A 15,069-nucleotide genomic window follows, 5' to 3' on the forward strand; every position below is an offset into this window, starting at 1 on the left:
CATCACCTTTATTCTGTCTGCGAGCTTTCCCGCGCGCCCCGGATCACCCATCAACTTACTCCCCTTTCGGGCCGGGCCGCCGGCGCAACAGCCCCCGGCGACCACTCGACCTACGCGCGGGGCTTCTCCCGCATCTCGGTCGTCTCGATCTCGTCGCCGATCTGGATGTCGTTGAACTTGCCGAGGCCGATACCGGCTTCGAAGTCCGTGCGCACCTCAGTGACGTCGTCCTTGAATCGACGCAGCGACTCGATGGTGAGGTTGTCCCCCACCACGACGCCGTCGCGGATGACGCGAGCCTTCGCGTTTCGCGTGATCGTTCCCGACCGCACGATGACACCGGCGATGTTGCCGAACTTGGAGGAACGGAACACCTCGCGGATCTCGGCGACACCCGACTGGATCTCCTCGAACTCCGGCTTGAGCATTCCCTTGAGGGAGTTCTCGATGTCGTCGATCGCGTTGTAGATGACCGAGTAGAACCGCACATCCACACCCTCGCGGGCTGCGCGCTCACGGGCCTTGACGTCGGGGCGGACGTTGAAGCCGATGACGATCGCATTGTCGATGGTCGCCAGGTCGATGTCCGACTCGGTGATCGCACCGACACCGCGGTGAAGGATGCGCAACTGCACCGAGTCGTCGACCTCGATCTTCATGAGCGACTCCTCCAGCGCCTCGACGGCACCGGACACGTCGCCCTTGATGATGAGGTTGAGCGCCTCGACCTTGCCCTCTTCCAGAGCACGCGTGAAGTCCTCGAGCGAAATGCGCTTGCGGGACTTGGCCAGCATGGCGTTGCGCTCCGCAGCCTCGCGCTTCTCGGCGATCTGACGGGCCGTGCGGTCCTCCTCGGTGACGAGGAAGGTGTCGCCGGCTCGCGGGACACTCGACAGACCCTGCACCTGCACCGGGCGCGAGGGGTATGCCTCGTGCACGGTTTCGCCGTTCTCGTCGACCATCGCACGAACGCGGCCGTAGGCCGTTCCAGCGACGATCGGGTCTCCGACGCGGAGCGTTCCCGACTGGATGAGCACGGTCGCCACGGCGCCGCGTCCCTTGTCGAGCTTGGCCTCGATCGCAATACCGCGGGCGTCCTTGTTGGGGTTCGAGCGCAGGTCGAGACCGGCGTCGGCGGTGAGCAGCACTGCATCCAGAAGATCCTGGATGCCGATGTCGTTGCGCGCCGACACGTCGACGAACATGACGTCTCCACCGTATTCCTCGGCCACGAGGCCGAACTCGGTGAGCTGCTGACGCACCTTGGCGGGGTTCGCCTCCGGCTTGTCGATCTTGTTCACTGCGACCACGATCGGCACGTTGGCGGCCTGCGCGTGGTTCAGCGCCTCGATGGTCTGCGGCATGATGCCGTCATCGGCCGCGACCACGAGGATCGCGATGTCGGTGACCTGCGCGCCGCGGGCACGCATGGCGGTGAACGCCTCGTGGCCCGGGGTGTCGATGAAGGTGATGGCGCGCTCGATGTTCTCGTGCTCGGTCCACACCTGGTACGCACCGATGTGCTGGGTGATGCCACCGGCTTCGCCCTCGACCACATTGGCCTTGCGGATGGCGTCGAGCAGGCGCGTCTTACCGTGGTCGACGTGACCCATGACTGTGACCACCGGCGGGCGGATCTCCAGGTCTTCGTCGGTCTCGTCCTCGAGCTCCTGGTCGAGGTCGATGTCGAAGCCTTCGAGCAGCTCGCGGTCCTCGTCCTCCGGAGACACGATCTGGACCTTGTAGCCCAGCTCGTCGCCGAGGATTCCGAAGGTCGCCTCGTCGAGGGACTCCGTGGCCGTCGCCATCTCACCGAGGTGGAAGAGCACGGTCACGAGGTTTCCGGGGCTGGCGTCGATCTTGTCGGCGAAGTCCGAGATGGATGCGCCGCGGCGCAGCCGCACGATGGTGTTGCCATCGCCGCGGGGAACGCTCACACCGCCCAGCGACGGAGCTTCCCTCAGCTCGAATTCCTGCCTCTTGGCGCGCTTCGACTTGCGGGCCTTGCTCTTGCCGCCACCGCGGCCGAAGGCGCCAGCGGTTCCACCGCCGGGACCGCGACCACGACCGCCACCACCGGCAGGACGGGGACCGCCGAAGCCGCCACCGGGGCGCTGGAAGCCACCGCCGGCACCGGCACCTGCTCCGGCACCGCCGCCGCTACCGGGGCGCTGCTGGAAGCCGGGACGGCTGCCGCCACCCTGACCCGGACGGGCCGGGCGGTTTCCGGCGCCACCCTGACCCGGAGTGCCGGGACGCGGCGAACCGGGACGCGGCGGGGTCGGACGCGGGATGTTGCCCGGCGTGGGCCGCTGGCCCATGCCCTGCGAGCTCGCGAACGGGTTGTTGCCGGGGCGCGGGGTGCTCGGGCGCTGGCCCATACCCTGGTTCGACGCGAACGGGTTGTTACCCGGACGCGGCGCACCCGGGCGCGGGATGCTGCTGTTGGTGCCAGCCGGACGCGGCGTCGACGGCTTGACCGCGTCGGTCGCGGTCTCCGTGCCGGGCGCCGACTCTGCCGGCTTGGTCTGCGCTGACTTGGCAGCGGCGGCCTCAGCAGCCTCGGCGGCCGCCTTTTGCTCGGCGAGCGCCTGGCGCTCGGCGACGGAGAGCGGTGCCGCCGGAACGGGAGCCGACGCCTTCGCGGGCTCCGGGGTCTCGGATGCGGCCGGTGCCGGGGCAGGCGCCGCGGGGCGGGCAGCGCTCGGCGCCGCCGCCTTCGGAGCCTGGGCGGTGCTGGAAGCTGCCGCCTTGTCGGCCGTGAAGCCTTCCGCCTCGAGGGCAGCGCGAAGCTTGCGCGCCACCGGCGGTTCGATGCTGGAGGACGGTCCCTTGACGAACTCGCCCATTTCCTTCAATTTCGCAAGAGCTATCTTGCTGTCGACTCCGAGTTCGCTAGCGACCTCGTGTACGCGTGGTTTTGCAGCCACAATTCTCCTGTCTAGGGGGCCTACCCCTAGCAGGGCAGACCGTTAGTTACGGACGGGTCTCATTTCGAGCCGCTCATTAGTTGTCACTCATTTGAGTTCACTGTGCCGTTCAGCCTGTTCTCTCGTAGTGCGTCCTGGATGGCCTGGGTCGAGAGCATCCCGTCGACCCGCAACGCCCGCCCGAAGGCGTGCCTTTGCAAGGCTTTGTCGAGACACTCGCCAGTCGGATGAAGCCACGCGCCCCGCCCGGGAAGAGTGGCAGACGGGTCCACCACGATTTCCGAATTCTGGGCGACGACCCTCAGAAGCGAGGACCGGGGGGCGCGAGAACGGCATCCGACGCACGTTCTAACAGCTTCCATCTTACACCCGCGCACAAGCCGGGCTCGGCGCGCCTACTCCTTGTCGAAGGGTCACTCCTTGTCGAGGATCGAATCCGGCTGGATGTCGATCTTCGCGCCGGTCAGCTTGGCGGCCAGACGGGCGTTCTGGCCCTCTTTGCCGATGGCGAGCGAAAGCTGGTAGTCGGGGACGAGCGCCCGCACGGCCTTGAGAGACTCGTCGATCACGAACGCGCTGGTCACCTTGGCGGGCGAGAGAGCGCTGGCGACAAAGGTGGCCAGGTCGGGCGAGTAGTCGACGATGTCGATCTTCTCGTTGTTCAGCTCGGCGGTGACAGCGCGAACCCGCTGCCCGAGCTCTCCGATGCAGGCGCCCTTGGCGTTGACGCCCGGCTCGGTCGCCCGCACGGCGATCTTGGTGCGGTGCCCTGCCTCGCGGGCCAGCGACACGATCTCGACGACACCGCTCGCGATCTCGGGGACCTCGAGCGCGAACAGCTTGCGGACGAGAGCGGGGTGCGTGCGTGACACCGTGATCGACGGGCCCTTGAGTCCCTTCGACACGCTCGTGACATAGACCCGGATGCGCGACCCGTGCGTGTACTCCTCGCCCGGCACCTGCTCCTCGGGCGGGAGGATCGCCTCGACACTGCCGAGGTCGACGTGGATCATGCGCGGGTTCGGACCCTGCTGGATCACGCCGGCGACGATGTCGCCCTCGCGTCCGCGGAACTCTCCGAGCACTGCATCGTCTGCGATGTCCCGGAGCCGCTGGTTGATGACCTGTTTTGCGGCGAACGCCGCGATCCGGCCGAAATCACTCGGGCTGTCCTCGGCTTCGCCGACGACGTTGCCCTCCTCGTCCTTCTCGGGCACGTAGACGGACACGTGACCGGTCTTGCGATCGAGGTGCACGCGGGCCGCGGGCGGCTCGTCGGTGTGCCCGTGACGGTGGTCGGCCTGGTTCGTGTGCTTCAGGTAGGCGGTCAGAATCGCCTGCTCGATAATCTGCACCAGCTCGTCGAAGGGAATCTCCCGCTCACGTTCCATGAGACGTAAGACGCTGAGGTCGATGTCCATGCCGGCCTCCTCTATTCAGATCTTGCCGCCGCGAAACTGCGCGACGGACTCAGCTAACTACGGTACCCGATCCTGAGCCCGCCTGGAACGGGGTACCGTGTGCGGCATGTCCACCCCGAAGGCCGTCGCCCGAACGGCGGAGCGGAACCCGCTCGTCCGTGTCCTCGCCCGCGTCGGAACAGCGACGATCGGTCTGCTCCACATCCTCATCGGAGGCATCGCGATCGCGGTCGCCTTCGGCGCAGGCGGGGACGCCGACCAGTCCGGGGCCCTGCAAGCTCTCGTGGACGTCCCGGGTGGCCTGTTCGTCGTCTGGGCCGCGATCGTCGGACTGGTCGCCCTCACGCTCTGGCAGATCCTGCAGTCGGTGGTCGCGCGCAAGGGCGGTCAGCGCATCCTCGAGATCGCCAAAGGAGTGGTCTACGCGGTGCTGGCTGTCACGGCGATCACCATCGCCGCCGGCAGCCGTCAGGACGCCTCCTCGACGGAGAAGTCGGCGAGCGCCGGCCTCCTGGCGCAGCCCGGTGGCGTCTTCGTGCTCGGCCTGATCGGTCTCGTCGTGCTGGGCATCGGCATCGGCTTCATCGTCAGCGGGGTCAGGAAGACCTTCGAGCGCGGCCTCGCGCTCCCCGCGAACCGCCTCGCCACAGTCACGGTCACGCTCGGCCGCATCGGCTACATCGCGAAAGGCATCGCCCTCGGGATCGTCGGCGCCCTCGTCGTCGCGGGCGCCCTCACCTACGACCCGGAGCTCGCCGGCGGCCTCGACGGCGCGCTCAAGGCGCTGACCCGGGTTCCGTTCGGCGTCGTTCTGCTCGTTGCGATGGGCCTCGGCCTCATCGCCTACGGCGTCTTCTGGTGCGTCCGGTCGGTCGCCATCCGGCTTTAGGGGGCGCGCCCGTCCGCACCGTTCGCACCGAGTGCTCTCCCGAGGCGACGAAGGAACTCAGGGCGATGGACGAAGAGGTCGGCACGCGTGACCCGCATCAGCCTCCACCCGGCAGCCGTGGTCTCGTCGTGACGGCGGATGTCGCGCATCCACTGGTCGGGGTCCGTGCGGTGCCCGTCGCCCTCGTACTCGAGGATCGTCCGCTGCGGCACGAACGCGAGGTCAGGATGGATGACGCGACCGGCAGGGAGCATGATCGGCGGATTCACCGACGGCTCCGGAAAGCCCGCCGCGACGAGCGCCAGCCGGAGGAGCGACTCCGGCCGCGAGTCGGCTCCCCAGCGCACGCGGTCGGCCGCCCAGCGGAGCGCGGGCGCCCCCTTCGCTACGCTCGCCCGGGCGGCTTCGCGGAGGTGGTCGACGCTCGCTAGCGGTCCGCGGCGGCGCGCACCGACGATATGGTCGCCGATGGCGACCAGTTCCCCCCGCGCGCTCGTCACCGCGAGCTGCTGCCACACCTGCACCGGCGAGCACACCGGCACGCCAGCGACCTCGTAGATGTCGAGGGCCGCGAGACTGTGCCCGGCGATACCCGGGGTCCGTGGCGGCGTGCGAGGGAACACCATGCTCACGTGAAGAGGGACGGTCGCTGGGACCGCGCGCGCGTCGACCCCGTGAAACGGATGGACGATGTCACGTGCGCGCAACCTCCGCGCCGCCACTCCGTTCGCCCGTGCCCACCCCGTCGAGAACGGTGCATCGCCGACCTGATCCGGAAGCTCTTTCGCACATACCATCGCCCCAGATTCGTGCCTGCACGCCACGCGCACGGGCACGTCCGCTCACCTGTGGACAACGCATCCTGTGTGCTCGTGCGAAAAGTGCGGTCGGGACGCGCCCGACCGCACTTTAGGCACGAGTCGAGGTCAGGCGAGCGCGGCGAGCGCTTCGGCGATGGTGAGCGAGCTGCGTTCGCCGGTGCGGCGGTCCCAGAGCTCGACGACGCCGTCGGCGGCACCGCGGCCGACGATGACGATCTTCGGAACGCCGATCAGCTCGGCGTCGCCGAACTTCACGCCGGGCGAGACCTTGGGTCGGTCGTCGATCAGCACGTCGAGACCCGCGTCCTCGAGGGACTCCGTCACCTGCTCTGCGACGTCGAACGCGACCTGGTCGCGTCCGGCTGCCACGACGTGCACGTCGAACGGTGCGACGGCCTCCGGCCAGATGAGGCCTTTGTCGTCGTTGTTGAGTTCGGCGATGATCGCGAGGATGCGCGTCACGCCGATCCCGTACGAGCCCATCGTCACCGTGACGAGCTTGCCGTTCTCGTCGAGCACCTTGAGGCCGAGCGCGTCGGCGTACTTGCGGCCGAGCTGGAAGACGTGGCCGATCTCCATGCCACGGGCGAGCTCCACCGGACCGGAGCCGTCGGGGGCGGGGTCGCCGTCGACGACGGAGGCCACCTCGACAGTGCCGTCCCAGCTGAAGTCGCGGCCTCCGACCAGGCCGAAGACGTGCTTGCCCTCGATGTTGGAGCCGGTGATCCATCCGGAGCCGTCGACGATGCGGGGGTCGACCACGTACCGGAGGTGCGTCGTGCCGTCTTCGCCGAGCACCTGGCCGTCGGGAGACCATGGTCCGATGTACCCCTTGACGAGGCCGGGGTTGCGCTGGAAGTCGGCGTCGGTGGCGGGTTCGACCTCGGCGGGCGCGAAGGCCACCTCGGCACGCTTGGTGTCGACCTCGCGGTCGCCCGGCAGTCCGACGACGACGATCTCGCGGGTGCCGTCGAGGTGGGTGAGGGCGAGCACGACGTTCTTGAGCGTGTCCGCCGCCGTCCACAGCCGGCCGTCGGGACGGGGGTGCTTCTCGTTCGCGACGTCGACCAGGGTCTGGATGGTCGGCGCATCCGGCGTGTCGAGCACCTCGGCGGGGGTCAGCTTCTCGTACGAGCGGGTGGGGGGCGCGAGCGTGGTGAACGCCTCGACATTGGCCGCGTATCCCCCGGCCGATCGCACGAACGTGTCTTCGCCGATCGGGGTGGGGTGCAGGAACTCTTCACTGCGGGACCCGCCCATGGCTCCGGCGTCCGCTTTCACGATCACGTACTCGAGCCCGAGGCGGGTGAAGATGCGCTCGTAGGCGTCGCGCTGCGACTGGTAGCTCCGATCGAGGCCTTCGTCGGTGTAGTCGAACGTGTACGCGTCTTTCATCGTGAACTCGCGGCCGCGCAGAAGGCCGGCGCGGGGGCGCGCTTCGTCGCGGTACTTGTCCTGGATCTGGTAGATCGCCAGCGGAAGATCCTTGTAGCTGGAGTACAGGTCTTTCACCAGCAGCGTGAACGCTTCCTCGTGCGTCGGCGCGAGCAGCATGTCGGCGCCCTTGCGGTCTTTCAGGCGGAACAGCCCGTCGCCGTACTCCTCCCAGCGACCCGTGACCTCGTAGGCGTCGCGGGGCAGCAGGGCGGGAAAGTGCACCTCGTGGGCGCCCGCGGCCGTCATTTCGTCCCGGATGATCGCCTCGATCTTGCCCTTCACACGCAATCCCAGCGGCAGCCAGGCGAAGATGCCCGGCGCCTGGCGCCGGATGTAGCCGGCGCGCACGAGCAGCCGGTGGCTGGTGACCTCGGCATCGGAGGGATCTTCGCGAAGAGTGCGGAGGAAGTAGTTCGTCAGGCGTGTAGGCACCGTTCCATGTTAGAGGGCACGGCACACTTGGTTCATGCGCACCAAGGACTCCACCCGCCTCCACCTCGCCCTCATGCTCGGGCTCACCTTCACGACCGGGATCATCGACGCCGTCGGCTACCTCGGTCTCGACAAGGTGTTCACCGCGAACATGACCGGCAACGTCGTCATCCTCGGCATGGCCATCACCGGCGCCGAGGGGCTTCCCGTACTCGGCCCGACCCTCGCCCTCGGCGGCTTCCTGCTCGGCGCCGCGATCGGCGGTCGGTCCCTGTCCAGGTCGCGCACCGGATGGGGACGGGCCACCACCGCGGCCCTCACCGTCTCCGCGGCGACAACGCTCTCGCTCGGGGTGATCAGCATCTTCGTTCCGCCGGTGCACGGCACGGTCTGGACGTACATCCTGACCACCATCCTCGCCGTGACCATGGGACTGCAGGCCGCGACCGCCAGGCGCCTGGCCGTCGCCGACATCACCACGGTCGTCGTCACGTCGACCCTGACCGGGTTCGCGGCCGACTCGCGGATCGCCGGAGGCACGGGAGCTCGGTGGCGGCGTCGAGCGCTCGCTGTGATCCTCGTGCTCGCCGGCGCCCTGGTCGGCGCCCTCCTCGTGCGGGTCGGCGTGCCCCTCGGTCTCTGCGTCGCCGGCGGGATCGCGCTCGTCCTGGCACTCGTCGGGCACTTGCTTCGCGAGACGCGGCACGTCGATGCTGAGGCGGCCGCGGATTAGGCTGACCGCATGCCGGATCGCCGTACCCACGTCACCGCATCCGCCGCCCAGAGTGAGCTCGCCGCCGCTCTCGCAGCACTGCGCACCGGCCTCGACCTGCCCGACGGATTCCCCGAGCCGGTCGAGCGCGAGGCAGGAGCTGCCGCGGCGGGACTCGTCCTGCCCGATGCGGATCTCACCGCCGTCGAGTTCCTGACGATCGACCCCGAGGGTTCGACCGACCTCGACCAGGCCATGCACATCGAGAGGGCCGGAGACGGCTTCCGCGTGCGTTACGCGATCGCCGACGTCCCCGCGCTCGTGCGGCCGGACGGCGCCGTCGACGCCGAGGCCCGCAGGCGCGGCCAGACGGTCTACGCGGTCGACGGCCGCATCCCGTTGCATCCGGCCGCCATCGGCGAGCACGCCGGCTCGTTGCTGGCGGGTGTCGTCCGAGGGGCGTATGTCTGGGACCTGGTATTGGATGCGCAGGGGCGCGAGACGTCCGTCTCCGTCGCGCGGGCGCGCATCCGATCCCGCCGGCAGTGGACCTACCAGGAGGCGCAGTCCGCGATCGACGACGGGAGCGCACCCGGGACACTGCTGCTCCTGGCGACGGTCGGCCTCGCACGGATCGAGCTCGAGCGCGAGCGCGGCGGCGCGAGCCTCGACGCGCCCGACGAGGAGGTCGTGCTGCGGGAGGGCGGCTACACCCTCGAACGACGCGCTCCGCTGCCGGTCGAGGGCTGGAACGCTCAGCTCTCACTGCTGACCGGGATGGCCGCTGCCCGCCTCATGCTCGATGCACGCGTGGGGATCCTGCGCACCATGCCGCCGCCCACCGACGAGGCCGTGGCGGCGTTTCGCGCCCAGTCGACGGCGTTGGGCCTCCCCTGGCCCGAGGATGTGCCGTACGGCGAGTATCTGCGCTGTCTCGACCACTCGGATCCCCGCGCCCTCGCCGTGATGCAGGCGGCCACGGGGCTCTTCCGCGGAGCGGGCTACGTCGTGATGCGCGGCGAGGCGCCGGCCGACCCGTTGCAGTCCGCCGTCGCCGCGCCGTATGCGCACACGACCGCGCCGCTGCGCCGATTGGTCGACCGCTGGGTGCTCGTGATCTGCGAGGCGCTCTCGGCGGGTGCGGAGGTTCCCGGATGGGCGCTCGAGTCGCTGGGCGAGCTCCCCTCGATCATGGGCGCGTCCTCACGCCTCGCCTCACGGCTGAACGCCGCATCCGTCGACCGGGTGGAGGCCGCCCTGCTGGTCGACCGGGTTGGCGACGAGTTCGACGCGACCGTGCTGTCGGTGCGCGGCGACAGGATGACGGTTCAGCTGGCGGAGCCGTCGGTCGTCGCTTCCTGCCCCCGAACCGATTGGGAGCTCCCCGGCGCCGTCGTGCACCTCACCCTCACCGCAGCCGACATCGCCTCGGGCAGGCTCACGTTCACGACGGCCCGCGATCGCACCGCCGAGTAGTCGGGCTAGTGGGCGCCGACCGTGACGGTGGGTTCGCCGGAGGTGACGTCGGGCATCTCGGCGGCGAGGCGGTTGGCCTCGGCGATGAGCGTCTCCACGATCTCGGACTCGGGGACCGTCTTGATGACCTCGCCCTTGACGAAGATCTGGCCCTTGCCGTTTCCGGATGCGACACCCAGGTCGGCCTCGCGGGCCTCGCCCGGACCGTTCACGACACACCCCATGACCGCGACGCGAAGCGGAACGCTCATGCCCTCGAGCCCGCTGGTCACATCGTTGGCGAGCTTGTAGACATCGACCTGCGCGCGGCCGCAGCTCGGGCACGAGACGATCTCGAGCTTGCGCTCGCGGAGGTTGAGCGACTGCAGGATCTGCAGGCCGACCTTGACCTCCTGCGCGGGCGGGGCCGAGAGGGAGACGCGGATCGTGTCGCCGATTCCCTCGGCGAGCAGGATGCCGAAGGCCGTGGCCGACTTGATCGTGCCCTGGAACTCGGGGCCGGCCTCCGTCACACCGAGATGCAGGGGCCAGTCGCCGCGCTCGGCCAGCAGCCGGTAGGCCTTCACCATCACGATGGGATCGTTGTGCTTCACCGAGATCTTGAAGTCGTGGAAGTCGTGCTCCTCGAACAGGCTCGCCTCCCACACAGCGCTCTCGACGAGCGCCTCGGGTGTCGCCTTGCCGTACTTCTGGAGCAGACTCGGCTCGAGGGACCCGGCGTTGACGCCGATGCGCAGCGAGACTCCTGCGGCTTTCGCGGCCGCGGCGATCTTGCCGACCTGGTCGTCGAACTTGCGGATGTTGCCGGGATTCACGCGAACGGCCGCGCAACCTGCGTCGATGGCCGCGAAGACGTAGTTCGGCTGGAAGTGGATGTCGGCGATCACCGGGATCTGGCTCTTCTTGGCGATGATCGGCAACGCCTCGGCGTCGTCACGGCTCGGCACCGCGACACGAACGATGTCGCATCCGGAGGCCGTCAGCTCGGCGATCTGCTGGAGCGTCGCGTTGATGTTGGTGGTGGGCGTCGTGGTCATCGACTGCACACTGATCGGGGCGTCGCCGCCGACCAGGACCTTGCCCACTTTGATTTGCCGGGACTTGCGTCGGGGGGCGAGTGTTTCGGGGACTTTGGGCATCCCCAAGTTGATTGCTGCCACGAACCCAATCCTACGCGGCTGTTTGAGAGCCGGCTGGGCGTGGGATGTGCGGATCAGCCGATCGCGACAGGCTTCACGATGTCCGCGTAGACGAGCAGCAGGCTCATGCCGCCGAGCACGACGACGACGGCCATCGTCAGCGGCATGAGCTTCGCCATGTCGACGGGTCCGGGATCGCGCCGCTTGAACAGCTTCGCGAACGTGCGACGGATGCCCTCCCACAGAGCGCCCGCGATGTGGCCGCCATCGAGAGGCAGCAGCGGGATGAGGTTGAAGACGAAGAGGGCGATGTTCAGCGAGGCGAGCAGTCCGAGGATCGAGTACACCTTGTCGACGACGGGGACGCCGTTGAGCGCCGTGACCTCGCCGGCCACCCGGCCGACTCCGACGATGCTCATCGGTCCGTTCGGATCGCGCTCCCCCGGACCGAAGGCTGCGTTCCACACGTCGACCAGACGCTGGGGCAGGTTGATGATGACTCCGGTGACCGCTCCGACCTGTGCGCCGACGGCGGGCAGAACCGACGTGACCGGCTGGGGCACCAGCTGCTGCTCGGTGCCGATCCCGAGGAAGCCGACGCTCTGCGTCTGGACGGTGCCGTCGGCATCTTTCAGCACCACCCCGTTGGCGTCGGTCTTCGCCACGGTGTTCGTCTTCGGTGTCACCGCGACGGTGCGCTTGACGCCGTCGCGCTCGATCACGATCGACAGCGTGCGATCGGCGGAGGTGCGGATGATCGAGGTCGACTGGTTCCAGCTGGCGATCGTCGTTCCGTCGATGCTGACGATCTTGTCGCCGGGCTGGATGCCCGCACCGGCGGCCGGACCGGAGGGGTCGCCCGGCTCGCACGTCTGCCGCGCACTGGTCGACGGCAGCACGCACTGGCTGACCGAGCCGACCGTGGTCGATGCCTGCGGCGTTCCGAACCCCATCAGGAGCACTCCGAACAGCAGCACACCGATCAGCAGGTTCATGAACGGCCCGCCGAACATGACGATGATGCGTTTCCAGACCGCGAGCTTGTAGAAGGAGCGCTGCTCCTCGCCGACCGCGACGGTCTCCATGCTGGCGACCCGCGCATCCTGAGCCATCGACTGCATGAACCCGGTGGTGGCGTTGCGGCCGTGCTCGTCGCCCTTGGCCGGGGGGAACATCCCGATCATCGAGATGTAGCCGCCGAGCGGGAGAGCCTTGACGCCGTACTGGGTCTCACCGCGGCGGAACGAGAAAAGTGTCTTGCCGAAGCCGATCATGTACTGCGTCACCTTGACGCCGAACAGCTTCGCCGGAACCAGGTGCCCGATCTCGTGCAAACCGATGGACAGGGCGAGACCCACCAGCACGATGAGCACGCCGAGAATGAAGAGGAGCACGGTTTCCACGGGTCAACAGTAGCTTCGCCCACCTTGGAGTGGGCCGCACGAATGCTATGCGGAGGCGCGGTCAGCGGGCGATCAGACGGTTCGCCTCGGCGCGTGCCCAGCGCTCGGCTTCGGCGAGCGTCTCGAGGCTCAGGTCGCCCGAGGGCTGATGCGCTTCCACGACCAGCTCGATCGTGTCGACGATGTCGAGATAGCCGATCTCCCCCGCGTGGAACGCCTCGACGGCCTGCTCGTTCGCGGCGTTGAAGACAGCCGGATAGGTGCCTCCGTCCATACCGACGCGCTTGGCCAGCGCGACCGCCGGGAACGCTTCGTCGTCCAGCGGCTCGAAGGTCCAACTGTGCGCCGCCGTCCAGTCGAGCGGGACGCCGACGCCGGCGACCCGGTTCGGCCAGTCCAGCCCGAGCGAGATGGGAAGGCGCATGTCGGGCGGCGATGCCTGGGCGATCGTCGAGCCGTCGACGAATTCGACCATGGAGTGCACGACCGACTGGGGATGCACGGTGACCTCGATGCGCTCGTACGGCACGTCGAACAGCAGGCTCGCCTCGATGATCTCGAGGCCCTTGTTGACGAGCGTCGCCGAGTTGGTGGTGACTACGAGGCCCATGTCCCAGGTGGGATGCGCGAGCGCCTCCTGAGGGGTCACATCCTGCAGCGATGCGCGGTTGCGGCCACGGAACGGGCCCCCGGATGCGGTCAGCACGAGCCTGCGGACCTCGCCGGCCGTCCCCGACCGCAGCGCCTGGGCGAGCGCCGAATGCTCGGAGTCGACCGGGACGATCTGGCCCGGCGCGGCCGCTCGCTTCACGAGCTCGCCGCCGACGATCAACGACTCCTTGTTCGCCAATGCGAGCGTTGTGCCCGTTTCCAGCACGGCGAGGGTCGGGCCGAGACCGACGGAGCCGGTGATGCCGTTGAGCACCACATCCGCCTCCACCGAGCGGACCAGCCGCACGGCGTCGTCGGCGCCCAGCGCCGTGTCGGCGACCCCGAACCTCTCGGCCTGCGCCGCCAACTCGTCGCTGTTTCTTCCCGCCGCCAACCCGACGACCTCGAACCGGTCGCGGTTCGCCGCGATCACGTCGAGCGCCTGGGTGCCGATCGAACCGGTGGAGCCGAGGATGACTACTCTGCGCATCCCCTCATCGTATGGGGCTTGCCGCGCAGCGTCAGCGTGTGGTCTTCAGGATGTCGATGACGAAGACCATGGTGTCGGTCGCCTTGACGTCGCCATTGCCCTTGCTTCCGTAGCCGTCGGCGGGCGGGACGATCGCGATCACCTGCGAGCCGACCTTCTGGCCTTCGAGCGCCTTCTTGAAGCCGGGGACGACGCCCGTGGTCTGGAAGCTGGCAGGAGCTCCGCTCGCCCAGCTCGAGTCGAAGGCCTTGCCGTTGCGCCACAGGACTCCCGTGTACTGCACGGTCACGGTGTCACCGGGCTGGACGACCTCGCCGTCGCCCTGCTTGAGCAGGGCGATCTTGGTCTCCGTGGGCGGGTCGGCCTTCGGGATGGTGATGGTCGGCGCGCCGTCCGATGCCAGCTTGACCGTCGGGAAGCCCGCGGTCGGAGCGACCGAGACGCCGTTCGCCTTCGTGATGGCCTTGCTCACGGTGTCCATGACGAACACGACGGTGTCGGTGTCCTTCAGCTTGAACTGGGTGAGGTCGACGTTGCCGAACATGTCCTTGGCCGGTCCCGCGATCGCGATGCGCGACTTGAGCGGGAGGCACTCGACGCCGCGCACGATGCCGGGGACGAAGGCGTTGGCGTCGACCTTGACCGTCTGAGCAGGCTGACCGTCGAACCCGGCCGAGGCAGCGATGGACTCGCCCGTCGTGCCGTTGTACGCGGCGAGAGCGATGTCGATCGAGTCGCCGCCCTTCACCTCTTCGCCGTCGCCCTTCGAGATCACGGTGCGCTCGAGTTTCGTCGACTTGAGCGGAGCGGTGAAGGTGGCCTTCGGGTCGGCGCCGAACGAGCTGGCGACCTTGACCGAGTCGGAGACCGAGCCGGGCTTGACGTTCTCGCACTTGAGCGACGCGGCAGACGTCGTCGGTGTCGGAGTGGCCGTCGGAGCGCCCGAACTGCAGGCGGCAAGCGCGGCGACGACGAGGCCGGCAGCGAGGACGGAGAGGGTTTTGCGCACAGTGGACACCTTCAGATTGCGGGCACGGGCTCACCAGTCTGCCTCATCCGCCTTTGTCCAACCTGACAGCGGCGCGGCCGGCGACCGCTACTCCCTCATCCGGGGTTTCGGGCCGGGCGCGCAGAACCCAACGTCGGAAGAAATGGACGACACTCCGACAGACCTTCCGTTGTGACGGAGATCTCACCCGCATCGGGCGAATCTTCCTTCATTGCGCGGGCTGGGCTTCGCGGCGGTATCTTCGCGGCGCGAGCGGACA

12 protein-coding genes are annotated in these 15,069 nt (G+C 68.5%); 3 read left to right on the forward strand and 9 right to left on the reverse strand.

What is annotated here, in order from left to right; genetic code table 11:
- Positions 1-110: 110 nt before the first annotated feature.
- From infB to nusA, 3 genes are all read right to left on the reverse strand, one after another.
- A complete protein-coding gene (gene infB, locus ACFVV0_RS07295) occupies positions 111-2,930 on the reverse strand; it encodes a translation initiation factor IF-2 (RefSeq protein ID WP_387060413.1) in 2,820 nt (939 codons plus the stop codon).
- 83 nt (positions 2,931-3,013) lie between these two features.
- The gene (locus ACFVV0_RS07300) at positions 3,014-3,292 is read right to left on the reverse strand and encodes a YlxR family protein (protein ID WP_387060416.1); all 279 of its coding nucleotides are present in this window, start codon (positions 3,290-3,292) and stop codon (positions 3,014-3,016) included.
- A 51-nt stretch (positions 3,293-3,343) separates the two neighbouring features.
- A complete protein-coding gene (gene nusA / locus ACFVV0_RS07305; protein WP_387060419.1) occupies positions 3,344-4,351 on the reverse strand; it encodes a transcription termination factor NusA in 1,008 nt (335 codons plus the stop codon).
- Between the two features lie 106 nt (positions 4,352-4,457).
- Between nusA and ACFVV0_RS07310 the strand changes: the two genes are divergently transcribed.
- Positions 4,458-5,240, forward strand: coding sequence for a DUF1206 domain-containing protein (locus ACFVV0_RS07310; RefSeq protein WP_387060421.1), 783 nt, complete (start codon positions 4,458-4,460; stop codon positions 5,238-5,240).
- On the opposite strand, the gene ACFVV0_RS07315 is transcribed toward ACFVV0_RS07310, so the two are convergent.
- Together ACFVV0_RS07315 and ACFVV0_RS07320 are read right to left on the reverse strand one after the other, a co-directional pair.
- Positions 5,237-5,872, reverse strand: a complete 636-nt coding sequence (locus ACFVV0_RS07315) for a hypothetical protein (RefSeq protein ID WP_387060424.1) — start codon at positions 5,870-5,872, stop codon at positions 5,237-5,239. The genes ACFVV0_RS07310 and ACFVV0_RS07315 overlap by 4 nt on opposite strands.
- A 294-nt stretch (positions 5,873-6,166) precedes the next feature.
- The gene (locus tag ACFVV0_RS07320) at positions 6,167-7,930 is read right to left on the reverse strand and encodes a proline--tRNA ligase (RefSeq protein WP_387060427.1); all 1,764 of its coding nucleotides are present in this window, start codon (positions 7,928-7,930) and stop codon (positions 6,167-6,169) included.
- A 34-nt stretch (positions 7,931-7,964) separates the two neighbouring features.
- Here ACFVV0_RS07320 and ACFVV0_RS07325 point away from each other — a divergent pair, with 34 nt between their 5' ends.
- Complete coding sequence (locus ACFVV0_RS07325) at positions 7,965-8,663, forward strand: YoaK family protein (RefSeq protein ID WP_387060431.1); 699 nt, start codon at positions 7,965-7,967, stop codon at positions 8,661-8,663.
- A 9-nt stretch (positions 8,664-8,672) separates the two neighbouring features.
- Positions 8,673-10,118, forward strand: coding sequence for an RNB domain-containing ribonuclease (locus tag ACFVV0_RS07330; protein ID WP_387060434.1), 1,446 nt, complete (start codon positions 8,673-8,675; stop codon positions 10,116-10,118).
- A gap of 5 nt (positions 10,119-10,123) precedes the next feature.
- Here the strand turns inward: ACFVV0_RS07330 and ispG are convergent, their stop codons facing one another.
- The 4 genes from ispG to ACFVV0_RS07350 form a co-directional block, all read right to left on the reverse strand.
- A complete protein-coding gene (gene ispG, locus ACFVV0_RS07335; RefSeq protein ID WP_387060437.1) occupies positions 10,124-11,278 on the reverse strand; it encodes a flavodoxin-dependent (E)-4-hydroxy-3-methylbut-2-enyl-diphosphate synthase in 1,155 nt (384 codons plus the stop codon).
- 53 nt (positions 11,279-11,331) lie between these two features.
- The gene (locus ACFVV0_RS07340) at positions 11,332-12,660 is read right to left on the reverse strand and encodes a M50 family metallopeptidase (protein ID WP_387060439.1); all 1,329 of its coding nucleotides are present in this window, start codon (positions 12,658-12,660) and stop codon (positions 11,332-11,334) included.
- Positions 12,661-12,721: 61 nt separating this feature from the next.
- Complete coding sequence (dxr, locus tag ACFVV0_RS07345) at positions 12,722-13,801, reverse strand: 1-deoxy-D-xylulose-5-phosphate reductoisomerase (RefSeq protein ID WP_387060442.1); 1,080 nt, start codon at positions 13,799-13,801, stop codon at positions 12,722-12,724.
- 31 nt (positions 13,802-13,832) lie between these two features.
- Entirely contained in the window at positions 13,833-14,810 is a 978-nt protein-coding gene (locus tag ACFVV0_RS07350; protein WP_387060444.1) for an FKBP-type peptidyl-prolyl cis-trans isomerase, read from the reverse strand.
- Positions 14,811-15,069: the final 259 nt, after the last annotated feature.

Source organism: Leifsonia sp. NPDC058230 (assembly GCF_042882245.1).
Taxonomy (GTDB): domain Bacteria; phylum Actinomycetota; class Actinomycetes; order Actinomycetales; family Microbacteriaceae; genus Leifsonia.